This is a genomic window from Streptomyces sp. NPDC107546 (assembly GCF_055639175.1).
In genome coordinates, this window is sequence record NZ_JBVKBA010000013.1 from 166792 (window position 1) to 179808 (window position 13017).

Consider the following 13017-nt stretch of genomic DNA (forward strand, 5'->3'; position numbering starts at 1 on the left):
CGCGCGCCCGCCGGTGGCCGACCGCCGACCCCGGCGGGCGCGGGCGACCGGCCCGCCCGGAGCGACGCTTGGTGCACACTGGCTGGATCAGCACCACGCCAGGGAGCGCACCGTGACCGCGTCCATCGGAGAGGGACCACACCGCCACCACGCCCACGTCGACCCCCTTGCCGCGCTGCGCGCGCCCGGCGACCCGCCCTGGGACGTCTACCTCACGGGGACCGTCTTCCTCGACATCATCTTCACCGGCCTCGACTCCGCCCCGGTGCGCGGCACCGAGTCCTGGGCGCGGGGCATGGGGTCGAGCCCCGGGGGCGTCGCCAACATGGCCACCGCGCTGGCCCGCCTCGGGCTGCGGACGTGCCTGGCGGCGGCCTTCGGTGACGACCACTACGGCGAGTACTGCTGGAACGAGTTGAAGGACGGCGAGGGCATCGACCTCTCGCCGTCCCGCAAGGTCCCCGGCTGGCACTCCCCGGTGACCGTTTCCATGGCCTACGAGGGCGAGCGCACCATGGTCTCCCACGGCCACGAGCCGCCGCCGGAGGAGCCCTCCCGCCCGTCGCCCACCACCACCCTCAACGGACGGCCTCCGGGCGAAGATCTTTTCGCCTGCCCGCCGCGCGCCCGGGCCGCGGTCGCCTCGCTGACGCCGGGCAGGCGTGAGCCGTGGATCGCGCAGGCCGCGAAGCAGGGCACACGGATCTTCGCCGACGTCGGCTGGGACGAGACCGGGGCGTGGGACCCGGCGGGGCTGGCCGACCTCGAACACTGCGAGGCGTTCCTGCCGAACGCCGAGGAGGCCATGCGGTACACCGGCACGGACTGCCCGCGCGCCGCCGCGCACGCGCTCACCGAGTATGTGCCGCTGGCCGTGGTCACCCTCGGCGCGGAGGGGGCGTACGCCGTGGACGGGCGCACCGGGGAGAGCGCGGGCGTGCCCGCGATCGCCGTGGAGGCGCTAGACCCCACGGGGGCGGGTGACGTCTTCGTGGCGGGTTTCGTGACCGGCACGCTGGCGGAGTGGCCGCTGGCCGACCGGCTCGCCTTCGCCGGTCTGACGGCGGCGCTGTCCGTCCAGGAGTTCGGCGGCTCGTTGTCGGCGCCCGACTGGTCGGAGATCGGGGCGTGGTGGCGCAAGGTCCAGTCCTACGAGAACCAGGACCCGGCGGCCCTGACCCGCTACGCGTTCCTGGAGGGCCTGGTCCCTGAGGAGGGCATCGAAGCGTGGCCGCGCCGCCGCGCCGTCCCGACGATCGGCTTCCGCCGACCGGGGTGACGCTCGCGGGCGGCGGACGCCGAGGGTTGTTTCGACCGCGCCGCCCCCACCCGTCCCACCCTCCAGGGGCTCTGCCCCTTCGACCCCGCAGGGGCTCCGCCCCTGGACCCCGGCGGGGACTGCGTACCCTGCACCCCTCCGGGGCTGGGCTGATTTTCAGCCCGTCCGGGGTCCCCCCTGCTCGAAGAGCTTGGGGGAGCCTGAGGACGAGGCCGTTGAGGCCGAAGCGCGGATCTGGGGCGCAGCCCCCAGGGACGGGAAGGGTAGGGGCGGCGGGGGCGAAAACCTCTCAGAAGCCCAGCCGCCGCAGCTGCTTCGGGTCCCGTTGCCAGTCCTTCGCCACCTTCACATGGAGGTCCAGGAACACCGGCGTCCCCAGCAGCGCCTCGATGTGCTTGCGGGACTTGATGCCGACCTCCTTCAGCCGCTTGCCCTTGGGCCCGATGATGATCCCCTTCTGGCTCGGCCGCTCGATGTAGACGTTCGCGTGGATGTCCAGCAGCGGCTTGTCCGCCGGACGGTCCTCGCGCGGCAGCATCTCCTCCACCACCACCGCGATCGAGTGCGGCAGCTCGTCCCGGACGCCCTCCAGCGCCGCCTCACGGATCAGCTCCGCCACCATGACCTGCTCCGGCTCGTCCGTCAGGTCGCCCTCGGGATACAGCGCCGGCCCCTCCGGCAGCAGCGGGATCAGCAGGTCCGCCAACAGCCCCACCTGCTTGTTCGCGGTCGCCGACACCGGGACGATCTCCGCCCACTCGATCCCCAGCTCCTCACCCAGCCGGTCGATCGCGATGAGCTGCTCGGCCAGGGCCTTGGAGTCCACCAGGTCCGTCTTCGTGACGATCGCGACCTTCGGGGTCTTCCTGATCCCCGCCAGCTCCTTCGCGATGAAGCGGTCCCCGGGACCGATCTTCTGGTCGGCGGGCAGACAGAAACCGATCACGTCGACCTCCGCCCACGTCGCGCGCACCACGTCGTTCAGGCGCTCGCCCAGCAGGGTGCGCGGCTTGTGCAGACCCGGCGTGTCCACCAGGATCAGCTGCGCGTCCGGCCGGTGCACGATGCCCCGTACCGTGTGCCGCGTCGTCTGCGGTCGGTTCGAGGTGATCGCCACCTTCTGCCCGACCAGAGCGTTCGTCAGGGTGGACTTGCCCGCGTTGGGACGGCCCACGAAACAGGCGAAGCCCGCCCGGTGGACGGCCTCGGTGGGCTCGGATGGCTGGGTGCGCACGCTCATGGCGCCCATTCTCCCTGATCCACGGAGCCCCTCCGCACGCCCGGCCGCGCCCCGGGCCCCCCGCGCCCCCCGGTGAGATTCCGGAAACCTTCCCGCAACACGAAACGTCACGGAAACACACCTGTACGCAACAGGAAACGAGCGCCGGTGACCCTCGGACGAGCCCCCGCACCGTAGGAGAGCCCGTGACCCTGGCCGCGTCCCACATCGACACCGGCGACACCGCCTGGCTGCTCGCCGCCACCGCACTCGTGCTGCTGATGACCCCCGGCCTCGCCCTCTTCTACGGCGGCATGGTCCGCACGAAAAGCGTGCTCAACATGCTGATGATGAGCTTCGTGTCGATCGCTCTGGTCACGGTGGTGTGGTTGGCCTGCGGCTACTCCCTCGCCTTCGGCGACGACGCGTTCGCCGGTCTCATCGGCGGGCTGAAACACTCGGGCATGGCGGGCCTCGGCCCGGACAGCCTCCACGGCACCGTGCCCACCCTCCTCTTCGCCACCTTCCAGCTCACCTTCGCGATCATCACCGCCGCCCTGATCAGCGGCGCGATCGCGGACCGTGCGAAGTTCGGCGCCTGGCTGGTCTTCGTGCCCGTCTGGGCCCTGCTCGTATACGTTCCCGTCACCCACTGGGTGTGGGGTCCGGGTGGCTGGATCCTGGACAAGCTCGGCGCCCTCGACTTCGCGGGCGGCCTGCCCGTCGAGATCACCTCCGGGGCGTCCGGACTGGCGCTGTGCCTGGTCCTCGGCCCGCGTCTGGGCTTCAAGAAGGACGCCATGCGTCCCCACAACCTGCCCATGGTGGTGCTCGGCGCGGGTCTGCTGTGGTTCGGCTGGTTCGGTTTCAACGCCGGTTCGGCCCTCGGCGCGAACGGCCTCGCCGCGGCCGCCTTCCTCAACACCCTCGCCGCCGGCTGCACCGGCCTGCTCGGCTGGCTCTTCGTCGAGCAGAAGCGCGACGGGCACCCGACCACGCTGGGCGCCGCCTCCGGCGCGGTCGCGGGCCTCGTCGCGATCACGCCCTCCTGCGGCACGGTGTCCCTGCTCGGTGCGCTGGTCGTCGGCCTCGCCGCCGGTGTCGGCTGCTCGTACGCGGTGAGCTGGAAGTTCAGGCTCGACTACGACGACTCGCTCGACGTCGTCGGCGTCCACCTGGTCGGCGGCGTCATCGGCACCCTTCTCATCGGCCTGTTCGCGGTGAAGGAGATGACCGGCGGAGCCGAGGGCCTCCTCTACGGCGGTGGGATCGCACAGCTCGGCAAGCAGCTCCTCGCGGTGGTCGTCGTGGCGGCGTACGCCTTCGGCGCGACGTACGGCATCGGCAAGCTGATCGACAAGACGGTGGGCTTCCGCGCGAGCGAGGAGCAGGAGCACACCGGACTGGACCTTACGGTGCACGCCGAGACCGCTTACGATCACGGGGTCCTGGGCCACGGCGCCCCGGTCGCCCACTCCGTCCCCGCAACCACCCAGAAGGTCACGACCCAGGCATGAAGCTCATCACCGCGATCGTCAAGCCGTTCCGCCTCGACACGGTCAAGACGGCCCTGCAGGAACTCGGCGTGCACGGCCTGACCGTGACCGAGGCCAGCGGCTACGGCCGCCAGCGCGGCCACACCGAGGTGTACCGGGGGGCCGAGTACCGGGTCGATCTCGTGCCCAAGGTCCGGATCGAGGTCGTGGTCGAGGATGCGGACGCCGACGCCGTCATCGACGCGATCGTGAAGGCCGCGCAGACGGGGAAGATCGGAGACGGGAAGGTCTGGGCAGTGCCGGTCGAGACGGTCGTACGCGTACGGACGGGCGAGCGCGGCCCCGACGCGCTCTGACCGCCGTCGCTCCCGCCACCACCCCCGCCACGAACACGGCCGTGACCACCAGCCACGGCAGCGCGAAGAACGAGGCGCTCGCCGACTCACGCGTGTCCTTCGCACTCGCCGTCAACGTGACGTCGCCCCAGTCGAATTGGGGCCCGTCCCGCCATGGTTCGGACAACCGCACGCGCTGACCGGGCAGCAGCTCGGAGGGGATCCGCGACAGGGAGCGCGTCAGGAGCGTCCGGCCGAACAGGCCCGTCGCCCGCAGCTCCACCTTCGGGTCGAGCGTGACGTTGCCGGTGTTGTGCAGGGTGTAGGAGACGGTCGCCGTGCTGTCCCCGAGGCCGGGGACCAGAGGCTGGTGGTGGGTGACGCGGACGTCCTCGACGGCGATGGCGGGCAGCGTGGGTCCGCCGACAAGGAGGTGGACACGGGCGCCGACGGCCCGCTGCACACCGAGCACGACCGAGCCGTGCCCCCTGTCGATCCGCTCGTCCAGCGCCACCAGCGCCCCCGGATGGTCACCCGGTTCCGCGCCCTCGGGCACCCGCAGTGTGAACGGCACGGTGACCGAGCCGTGCGCGGGGACCGTCACCCGGGCCTTCGCGGGCTTCGCCCACGCCCCCACCCCCCGCTGTTTCTCCGTGGCCGTCCGCACGGCGAACCCGCCGTCGCGCGCGGTGTTGTAGGCGTCGGCCGCGTACAGCCGGAAGGTGAGCGGCTTCTCCGTCTTGTTGGCGATGACGACCTCGTCCTTCACGGTCGTACCGGGGTCGGCGGAGAGGTAGAAGTACGGGCGCGCGCCGAGGGCGGAGACGGCGGGGTAGACCGACCAGCTGCCGTTGTCGGCGGCGTGCGCGGGCACCGCCGGTGAGGCGAGGAGGACACCCGGCAGGAGGCACACGAGGAGGACGTACAGCTTGCGCATGGGTGTGGACCCCCGGGAGAGACGGGAGAGAGGCGGACGGGCGGGTGCGGACCCGGTACGAGGGCGCCCGTGGCCGGCTGGATGCGCCGGACGGTCAGGTGAGCGTCAGGGTGAGCACGCCGGAGTACGACCCGGGAGGTGCGAACGCCGGTACGTCGAGCGAGAGCCCGGCGTCCACGGTGAACTCACCGCCGGTGAGGGTGCCGTCCGGGGTGGACGCCAGGGTCGCTCCCGAGGCGCCCACCGTGCCCGCCGAGCCGGTCCGGCAGGTGCTGGGGCTGCCCGCCTTGGTGGTGCAGGCCGGGGTCCAGCTCAGCTTTGCGGCGTCGATCCTTGCGCCGGGGCCGGTGAAGTCGGTGACCCTGCCGGTCAGGGACCAGCCCGCGGGTCCGCCGCGGTAGTCCTTGACGGTCACCGTTCGCAGGGCACCGGACGAGGCCCCGCCCTTGCCGAAGTCGACCGCCGAGAGGGCTACGGCGTCCCCGGCCTGGGACATGGACAGGGTGCCCGCCTTGACGGTGGTGGTCAGCTTCTGACTGCCGGCCGGGACGGGCGTGTTGTCGTTGACCACGTACGCCGCCGGGCCCGCGCCCCTGTCCTGGCTCCAGGAGCTGCCCTCGTAGGCCACGATCCCGGTCGTCGCCCTGTCGTTGACGACGAGCGAACCGCTGAAGGAGCCCTGGGAGTTCGCGGTCGCGGTGGCGGTGTCCGCGGTCGGGGTGTCCCCGGCCCGCCCGGCCAGGGTGACGGCCGCGCCCGGAGTGAAGTTGCTGCCGCTGACGGTGACACTGGCGCCCGGGTCACCGGAGGCCGAACTCAGCGCGATGGCCCGGGTGCTGGCCGGGGTGCCGTCGGTCGCCGTGACGGTCTCCGACACCGGGGCAGGCGGGTTGGTCACCGTGCACGGGGTGTCCAGCTCGAGGATGTAGCTGGTGTGGATGTTGTAGTCGCCCGGCGAGAGGGTGATCTGGCCGGCCTTGGTGACGGTGAACGTTCCGGTCATGGAGAAGGACGGGAAGGCCGCCTTCCCCGGCACCGGCGGGTTCTTCTTCGGCCCGGCGACGGTGATGTCACCGGTCTGGGCGCCTTGGAGGGACACCTTCCCGGTCGGCGTCATGATGTCGGCCGGCAGCGCCAGGTCGGTCGGATTGCTCGCGGCGGCCGTGACCACCGTGTAGGTCACGGTGACCGTGTCGCCGACCTTGGGACTGGCGTTGTCCGCCGTGATCTTCGCGGTGGTGATGCCGTCGATCGGGGGGATGCCCGCGACCGCGGGCGGAATGCAGTGGGTGGGGAAGCTCACCTGCTGCGAGGTGGCGCCGGCCGGACAGGCCAGGGCACCCCCGCCGGCGACCGCGAGGGCGGTCACCGTGAGCACCGAGGCCCAGCGGCGTCTTCGAGTCGGTAAAGCCATGACGGCCCCCTCGTGTGGTTGCGGGCGCAGCGGCTCTTCTGCGCCGACAGGGGGCCATTGACGTGCGGGTTGTGTGAGAAGTCAATGGAGATGCGGCAAGTGGACTGACGGGCCGTCAATTTCCTCCGCTCGACCGCGCGCGGGCCCTCAGCCCGCGGTCACCGTGACGCGAACCGTCCCGTCCGGCCCGGCCACCAGCACAGGCGTCCGAGCCCCGCCGAGGTCCCGCACGGCCGCACGGTCCTCCGCGGACGCGCCCTCGGCCTCCGTGACGACCGCCGCCGCCTCCAGCGACCTCGCGCCCGAAGCCACCGCCATGGCCACCGCCGCCTGCAGGGCACTCAGCTTCAGCGACTCGAGGGCGACGGTCCCGGCGACGTACGTCCGTCCGGTCTCGTCCCGTACCGCGGCCCCCTCGGGCACGCCGTTGCGGGCCCGCGCGGAACGGGCCAGGGTGACGATCTTGCGGTCCTCGGGGTCGAGCGCGTTGCTGTCGGTCATGCCACGAGCATACGAAGAGCGGCCGAGGTCATCCCGCAACGGGGTACCGCAAAGTCATCCGTGACGGAGCAGGGCGGAGGTCATCCCGCCACGGGGTACATCGCCCCGCGCCTGCCCTGCGGCGACGCCAGCCACTCCAGCTTCGCCGTGGTGTTCGCCTCCTCCAGCGGGGTGTGGAGCACGATCGTCAGGTCGGGCCGCGCCGGGACCTTCAGCGCCGTCGACTCCACGCACAGCAGCCCCACCAGCGGATGGTCCAGCTCCTTGCGGATCACCCCGGCGTCCTTGATGTCCCGCCGCTCCCACAGCTCGGTGAACTCCGCGCTCACCGACCTCAGTTCGGCCAGCACCGCCCGGAACCCCTCGTCGTCGGGGCTCGCCGAGCACATCGCCCGGAACTGCGCCACGACCGTGTGCGCGTTCTGCTCCCAGCTGTGGGAGCGGGAGCGGTACAGCGGGTCGGTGAAGAAGTCGACGATGCAGTTCTGCGTGATCTCGGGCCGCATCCCGAGCACCCAGCCCGCGGCATCGTTGTACATCACGCAGTTGTAGTACCGGTCCATGATGTGGGCCGGATACGGCATCCAGGCGTCGATCAGCCGCCGCATGCCCTCGCAGCCGTGGTCGGGCGCCGGCTCCGGCGCGGGCGGGTTCAGCCCGGCCAGGACGTACAGATGCCGGCGCTCGGCGTTGCTGAGCCGCAGCACCCGCGCCACCGCGTCCAGCACCTGCGGGGAGACGGAGATGTCCCGCCCCTGCTCCAGCCACTGGTACCAGGAGACCCCCACCCCGGCCAGCACGGCGACCTCCTCGCGGCGCAGACCGGGCGTACGGCGCCGCGGCCCGCCGGCGGGCAGTCCGGCCTCCGCCGGGGTCACCCGGGCTCGCCTGCTCATCAGGAACTCGCGCAACTCACGCAGCCGATGGCTCTTCAGCGCGTCCTCGGGCACGTACGGATCCCCCCGTCCTGTCTGGTGGTGCCACCACCACCATAAGTGCCGACTCCCCACGGATATTCCGTTCGCACGAGGCTCTTGCCCATGGCGATCGACACCACCACCCAAACCGCCCCCACACGTGAACCGCTCGACAACCCCCGGCTGTCGACGCGCGACAAACTCGTCCTCTTCGTGCTGTGCGCGGCCCAGTTCATGGTCGCGCTGGACTTCTCCGTCCTGAACGTGGCGCTGCCCGTCCTCGGCGACGACCTGGGAATGAGCCGCTCCGCCCTCCAGTGGGCGGTCACCGCGTTTGCCCTGCCGTCCGGCGGCTTCCTGCTCCTGTTCGGCCGGATCGGCGACCTCTACGGGCGCCGCAGGCTGTTCCTGACCGGCCTGGCCCTGTTCGGCGCCGCCTCGCTGCTCGCGACGTTCGCCTGGGACCCGGCGTCGTTCCTGGCGGGCCGCGCCCTTCAGGGCCTCGGCGCGGCGGCGATCGTGCCCACCGGGATGTCGCTGCTCACCACCACCTTCCCGGAGGGCCCGGCTCGCGACCGCGCCCTCGGCATCTCCGGCACGCTGCTGTCGCTCGGCTTCACGGTCGGCATGGTCGCGGGCGGCGTCCTCACCGACGCCCTCGGCTGGCGCTCCACGATGGGCCTGCTCTCGGTCTTCGCACTGATCGTGCTCCCGCTCGCGCCCGGCCTGCTGCCCGAGTCCCGCACCCCGCACCGCCCGCGCCTGGACGTCCCCGGCGCGATCACCGTCACCGGCGGCCTGCTCTCCCTGATCTACGCCCTCTCGACGGCCGCCGACCACGGCTTCGGCCGTGCGGACGTCCTCGCGACGCTGGTCGTCGGCGCCCTGCTGCTGACGGCGTTCGTCCTGGTCGAGTCCCGCAGCGCGCAGCCCCTGGTGTCGCTGCCCATGCTGCGCCGCCGCACGGTGGCGTGGGGCAACCTGGGCGGCCTGGTCACCTTCTCGATGATGTCGACGGTGATCTTCGTGCTGACCCTCTACCTGCAGGAGGTCCTGGGTCTGTCCGCATTCGAGACCGGTCTGGTCTTCGGCTTCCAGGGTGTCCTGTCGGCGGTGGCGGGCGCGTACGCCCCCAAGGTCATCGGCCGCTTCGGCGCCCGCCGCACGCTGGTCGGCTCGCTCGCCGGGCAGGGCGCGCTGATCGCCGCCCTGCTGGGCCTGAACAGCCACGTCTGGTCGGTGTGGCTCGCCACGGCCGCCGTCGCCCTGGCCAGCATGTGCCACCTGGGCGCGATCATCTCCTACGGCCTGACGGTCACCTCGGGCGTCCCGGACGAGGAGCAGGGCCTGGCCACCGGCCTGGTCACCTCCACCCAGCAGGTCGGCATAACCGTCGGCATCCCGCTCCTCGGCGTCCTGGCCACCACGTCGACGGACCTGCTGTCGGGCCTGCACACGGTGATCGCGCTCGACGCGGCGATCGTCCTGGCGGCGGCGGTGCTGCTGGCGCTGGGACTGCGCACCCGGCGTGCGGGCGGCTCAGGGCCGGTCGAGGCGGAGGCGGTCGGCGCGCGGTAGACCGGCGACGACCAGGTCGTACGAGTCCTCGACGAGCTCCCGGACCAGGCGGTCCGGGAGCTCACCGTCGACCGTGACCGTGTTCCAGTGGCGCTTGTTCATGTGCCAGCCGGGGACGATCAGGCCCTCGTGCTCCCGGCGGAGCCGCACCGCGTCGTCCGGGTCGCACTTGAGGTTGACCGTCAGGGGCCGCGACTGAAGGGCCGCCAGCGCGAAGAGCTTGCCCTGCACCTTGAAGACCGAGGTCTCCGGGTTGAACGGGAAGTCCTCCACCGCCGCGTTGAACGACAGACAGAACGCGCGCAGCTCCTGAGGGGTCACTCGGGCTTCTTCTCCTCGTCCTCGGCGGGATCCACCGGGCCCACCGGCTCCACCAGCACCGTCACGATCTTGTTGCGGCGGCCCGCCGCGGCCTCCGCCGTCAGGCGCAGTTCCCGGCCGTCGGGGAGCTCCACCACGGACGACGCCCCGGCGATGGGGACCCGGCCCAGGGCCTTGGCGAGCAGACCACCGACGGTCTCCACGTCCTCGTCGTCGAACGCCTCGAGCCCGTACAGCTCGCCCAGGTCGCCGATGTCCAGACGGGCGGTGACCCGGTAGCGGTCGTCGCCCAGCTCCTCCACCGGCGGCAGCTCGCGGTCGTACTCGTCGGTGATCTCGCCGACGATCTCCTCGAGGATGTCCTCGATGGTGACGATGCCGGCCGTGCCGCCGTACTCGTCGATGACGACGGCGACGTGGTTGCGCTCCTTCTGCATCTCGCGCAGCAGGTCGCCCGCGTTCTTGGTGTCGGGCACGAAGGTGGCCGGCCGCATGGCGGTGGAGACCAGCTCCGACTCGGCCTCCCGGCTGATGTGCGTCTTGCGGACCAGGTCCTTCAGATACACGATCCCGACGATGTCGTCCTCGCTCTCCCCGGTGACCGGGATGCGCGAGAAACCGGAGCGCAGGGCGAGGGTGAGGGCCTGGCGGATCGTCTTGAAGCGTTCGATGGTGACCAGGTCCGTCCTCGGCACCATCACCTCCCGCACGAGGGTGTCGCCCAGTTCGAAGATCGAGTGCACCATGCGGCGCTCCTCGGCCTCGATCAGGGACTCCTTCTCGGCGAGGTCGACGAGGGCGCGCAGCTCGGCCTCGGAGGCGAAGGGGCCGCGGCGGAAGCCCTTGCCGGGGGTGAGCGCGTTACCGATGAGGATCAGGAGGGACGGGATCGGGCCCATGATCCGGGCCAGCGGCACCAGGACGTACGCCGCCACCGTGGCCGTGTTCACGGGGTGCTGGCGGCCGATCGTGCGCGGGGAGACGCCGACGGCGACGTACGACACCAGGACCATGACCGCGATCGCCACCAGCAGGGCCTCCGCGGTCCCGGGGAGCTCCTTCAGGCAGGCGTAGGTGACCAGCGCGGCGGCGGCCATCTCGCAGGCGACACGGACCAGCAGCGCCACGTTCAGATAGCGGGTCGGGTCCGCGGCGACCTGGGCGAGCTTCGCGCTGCCGCGCCTGCCCGCCCTGACGGCCTCCTCGGCGCGGAAGCTGGAGACGCGCGCCAGGCCCGCCTCAGCGCAGGCGGCGAGCCAGGCGACGACGACCAGGGCGATCGCGCCGACGACGATCTGGGGGCTCATGACACGGTGGGGGCGGGGGACGGGCCGGTCAGGCCCCTCTCCGCGCGCCAGCCGTCCACAATGGCGGCCTGCAGACCGAACATCTCGGCCTTCTCGTCCGGTTCCTCGTGGTCGTAGCCCAGCAGGTGCAGCACCCCGTGGACGGTCAGCAGCTGCAGCTCCTCGTCCATGGAGTGCTGCGTCGGGGCCTCGGCGCCCTGCTTGGCGGCGACCTCGGGGCACAGCACGATGTCGCCGAGCAGGCCCTGCGGGGGCTCGTCGTCGTCCTTGGACGGCGGCCGCAGCTCGTCCATCGGGAAGGACATGACGTCCGTGGGCCCCGGCAGGTCCATCCACTGCACGTGCAGCTGCTCCATGGCGTCGGCGTCCACGACGATCACCGAGAGCTCGGAGAGCGGGTGGATGCGCATCCGCGCGAGCGCGTAGCGGGCGATGTCGAGGATCGCCTGCTCGTCGACATCGGTTCCGGACTCGTTGTTGACGTCGATCGACATGTGGTGCTCGGTCTCTACTTCCCCTTGTGCCCGGCCTTGCCCCGGCTCTGCCCCTTGTGCGTGCCGTTCTGGGTGCCGTGCCTGCTGTCGTACTGCTCGTACGCGTCGACGATACGGCCGACCAGCTTGTGCCGTACGACATCGTGCGACGACAGCCGGGAGAAGTGGACGTCCTCGACGCCCTCCAGGATCTCCTGGACCTGGCGCAGGCCGCTCTTGGTGCCGTCCGGGAGGTCGACCTGTGTGACGTCACCCGTGATCACGATCTTCGAGTCGAAGCCGAGGCGGGTGAGGAACATCTTCATCTGCTCGGGGCTCGTGTTCTGGGCCTCGTCCAGGATGATGAAGGCGTCGTTGAGCGTGCGACCGCGCATGTACGCGAGCGGGGCGACCTCGATCGTGCCCGCGGCCATCAGCCGGGGGATCGAGTCGGGGTCGAGCATGTCGTGCAGCGCGTCGTACAGCGGGCGCAGATAGGGGTCGATCTTCTCGTAGAGGGTGCCGGGCAGGAAGCCGAGGCGCTCGCCCGCCTCCACCGCCGGGCGGGTCAGGATGATGCGGTTGACCTGCTTGGACTGCAGGGCCTGCACCGCCTTCGCCATGGCGAGGTAGGTCTTGCCCGTACCCGCGGGGCCGATGCCGAAGACGATCGTGTGCTTGTCGATCGCGTCGACGTACCGCTTCTGGTTGAGCGTCTTCGGGCGGATGGTGCGGCCGCGCGACGACAGGATGTTCTGCGTCAGCACCTGCGCCGGGGTCTCCTGCGCGCCTTCGCCGTTCTCGCCCACCCGGAGCATGGCGATCGAGCGTTCCACTGCGTCCTCCGTCATCGGCTGCCCGGTGCGGAGCACCAGCATCATCTCGGCGAACAGGCGCTGGACCAGGGCGACCTCCGCCGCGTCGCCGACCGCGCTGATCTCGTTGCCCCGGACATGGATGTCGACCCCGGGGAAGGCCGTCTCGATCACGCGCAGCAGGGAGTCGCCGGAACCCAGCACCATCACCATCGGGTGCTGGGCGGGGACGGTGATCTGTGCACTCGCCTGCCCCTGCGCAGGGGTGTGAGCTGTGGGTGTCTGAGTCATGGGCCGGCTCTGTAGGCCTGCGATTCCTCCTCCGTACGGCCGCGCGACTGACGGCGACCTCGCGACTTCAAGAGTACGACGCGGAGCTGACAGAGCCGTAGGGCTTTTCGTTGCGGTCTTGCACCGCCGCTCGG

General features: G+C 71.4%; 12 protein-coding genes and 1 pseudogene. 4 read left to right on the plus strand and 9 right to left on the minus strand.

Annotated features, from left to right (window positions below; genetic code table 11):
• Window positions 1–112 precede the first annotated feature (112 nt).
• Window positions 113–1279 carry a carbohydrate kinase family protein gene (locus ACZ7L1_RS20920; protein ID WP_471439105.1) on the plus strand — a complete coding sequence of 389 codons (1167 nt, stop codon included), beginning with the start codon at window positions 113–115 and terminating at the stop codon, window positions 1277–1279.
• 289 nt (window positions 1280–1568) lie between these two features.
• On the opposite strand, the gene era is transcribed toward ACZ7L1_RS20920, so the two are convergent.
• On the minus strand, window positions 1569–2519 hold the full coding sequence (era, locus tag ACZ7L1_RS20925) for a GTPase Era (protein WP_471439106.1): 951 nt from the start codon (window positions 2517–2519) through the stop codon (window positions 1569–1571).
• Between the two features lie 185 nt (window positions 2520–2704).
• Here era and ACZ7L1_RS20930 point away from each other — a divergent pair, with 185 nt between their 5' ends.
• Both ACZ7L1_RS20930 and ACZ7L1_RS20935 read left to right on the plus strand, forming a co-directional pair.
• Window positions 2705–4015 carry an ammonium transporter gene (locus ACZ7L1_RS20930; RefSeq protein ID WP_471439108.1) on the plus strand — a complete coding sequence of 437 codons (1311 nt, stop codon included), beginning with the start codon at window positions 2705–2707 and terminating at the stop codon, window positions 4013–4015.
• Entirely contained in the window at window positions 4012–4350 is a 339-nt protein-coding gene (locus ACZ7L1_RS20935; protein WP_471439110.1) for a P-II family nitrogen regulator, read from the plus strand. The genes ACZ7L1_RS20930 and ACZ7L1_RS20935 overlap by 4 nt, the downstream gene beginning before the upstream one ends.
• Here ACZ7L1_RS20935 and ACZ7L1_RS20940 read toward each other — a convergent pair.
• From ACZ7L1_RS20940 to ACZ7L1_RS20955, 4 genes and pseudogenes are all read right to left on the minus strand, one after another.
• Window positions 4247–5266 (minus strand): annotated as a pseudogene (locus ACZ7L1_RS20940) (WxL protein peptidoglycan domain-containing protein); the annotation flags it as partial. The gene ACZ7L1_RS20935 and the pseudogene ACZ7L1_RS20940 sit on opposite strands and share 104 nt — an antisense overlap.
• A gap of 94 nt (window positions 5267–5360) precedes the next feature.
• Entirely contained in the window at window positions 5361–6680 is a 1320-nt protein-coding gene (locus ACZ7L1_RS20945; protein ID WP_471439111.1) for a beta-xylosidase, read from the minus strand.
• A 147-nt stretch (window positions 6681–6827) separates the two neighbouring features.
• Window positions 6828–7181, minus strand: coding sequence for a cytidine deaminase (locus ACZ7L1_RS20950; RefSeq protein ID WP_471439113.1), 354 nt, complete (start codon window positions 7179–7181; stop codon window positions 6828–6830).
• Window positions 7182–7261: 80 nt separating this feature from the next.
• The gene (locus ACZ7L1_RS20955) at window positions 7262–8131 is read right to left on the minus strand and encodes a helix-turn-helix transcriptional regulator (RefSeq protein WP_471439114.1); all 870 of its coding nucleotides are present in this window, start codon (window positions 8129–8131) and stop codon (window positions 7262–7264) included.
• Window positions 8132–8221: 90 nt separating this feature from the next.
• On the opposite strand from ACZ7L1_RS20955, the gene ACZ7L1_RS20960 reads away from it, so the two are divergent.
• On the plus strand, window positions 8222–9676 hold the full coding sequence (locus ACZ7L1_RS20960; protein WP_471439115.1) for an MFS transporter: 1455 nt from the start codon (window positions 8222–8224) through the stop codon (window positions 9674–9676).
• Here the strand turns inward: ACZ7L1_RS20960 and ACZ7L1_RS20965 are convergent.
• From ACZ7L1_RS20965 to ACZ7L1_RS20980, 4 genes are read right to left on the minus strand one after another with little or no spacing between them, the layout of a single operon-like run.
• Entirely contained in the window at window positions 9638–9997 is a 360-nt protein-coding gene (locus ACZ7L1_RS20965; protein WP_471439117.1) for an MmcQ/YjbR family DNA-binding protein, read from the minus strand. The genes ACZ7L1_RS20960 and ACZ7L1_RS20965 overlap by 39 nt on opposite strands.
• Window positions 9994–11304 carry a hemolysin family protein gene (locus tag ACZ7L1_RS20970; RefSeq protein ID WP_471439118.1) on the minus strand — a complete coding sequence of 437 codons (1311 nt, stop codon included), beginning with the start codon at window positions 11302–11304 and terminating at the stop codon, window positions 9994–9996. Before ACZ7L1_RS20970 ends, ACZ7L1_RS20965 begins: the two co-directional genes overlap by 4 nt.
• A complete protein-coding gene (ybeY, locus tag ACZ7L1_RS20975) occupies window positions 11301–11798 on the minus strand; it encodes an rRNA maturation RNase YbeY (protein ID WP_471439120.1) in 498 nt (165 codons plus the stop codon). The genes ACZ7L1_RS20970 and ybeY overlap by 4 nt, the downstream gene beginning before the upstream one ends.
• Before the next feature lie 14 nt (window positions 11799–11812).
• Window positions 11813–12883 carry a PhoH family protein gene (locus ACZ7L1_RS20980; protein WP_471439121.1) on the minus strand — a complete coding sequence of 357 codons (1071 nt, stop codon included), beginning with the start codon at window positions 12881–12883 and terminating at the stop codon, window positions 11813–11815.
• Between the last annotated feature and the right edge of the window lie 134 nt (window positions 12884–13017).

Bases quoted from the DNA above. Each gene is read 5' to 3' on its own strand.
- ybeY (WP_471439120.1), bottom strand. From the start codon at position 11,798: ATGTCGATCGACGTCAACAACGAGTCCGGAACCGATGTCGACGAGCAG.
- ACZ7L1_RS20960 (WP_471439115.1), top strand. From the start codon at position 8,222: ATGGCGATCGACACCACCACCCAAACCGCCCCCACACGTGAACCGCTC.
- ACZ7L1_RS20970 (WP_471439118.1), bottom strand. From the start codon at position 11,304: ATGAGCCCCCAGATCGTCGTCGGCGCGATCGCCCTGGTCGTCGTCGCC.
- era (WP_471439106.1), bottom strand. From the start codon at position 2,519: ATGAGCGTGCGCACCCAGCCATCCGAGCCCACCGAGGCCGTCCACCGG.
- ACZ7L1_RS20950 (WP_471439113.1), bottom strand. From the start codon at position 7,181: ATGACCGACAGCAACGCGCTCGACCCCGAGGACCGCAAGATCGTCACC.
- ACZ7L1_RS20935 (WP_471439110.1), top strand. From the start codon at position 4,012: ATGAAGCTCATCACCGCGATCGTCAAGCCGTTCCGCCTCGACACGGTC.
- ACZ7L1_RS20945 (WP_471439111.1), bottom strand. From the start codon at position 6,680: ATGGCTTTACCGACTCGAAGACGCCGCTGGGCCTCGGTGCTCACGGTG.
- ACZ7L1_RS20980 (WP_471439121.1), bottom strand. From the start codon at position 12,883: ATGACTCAGACACCCACAGCTCACACCCCTGCGCAGGGGCAGGCGAGT.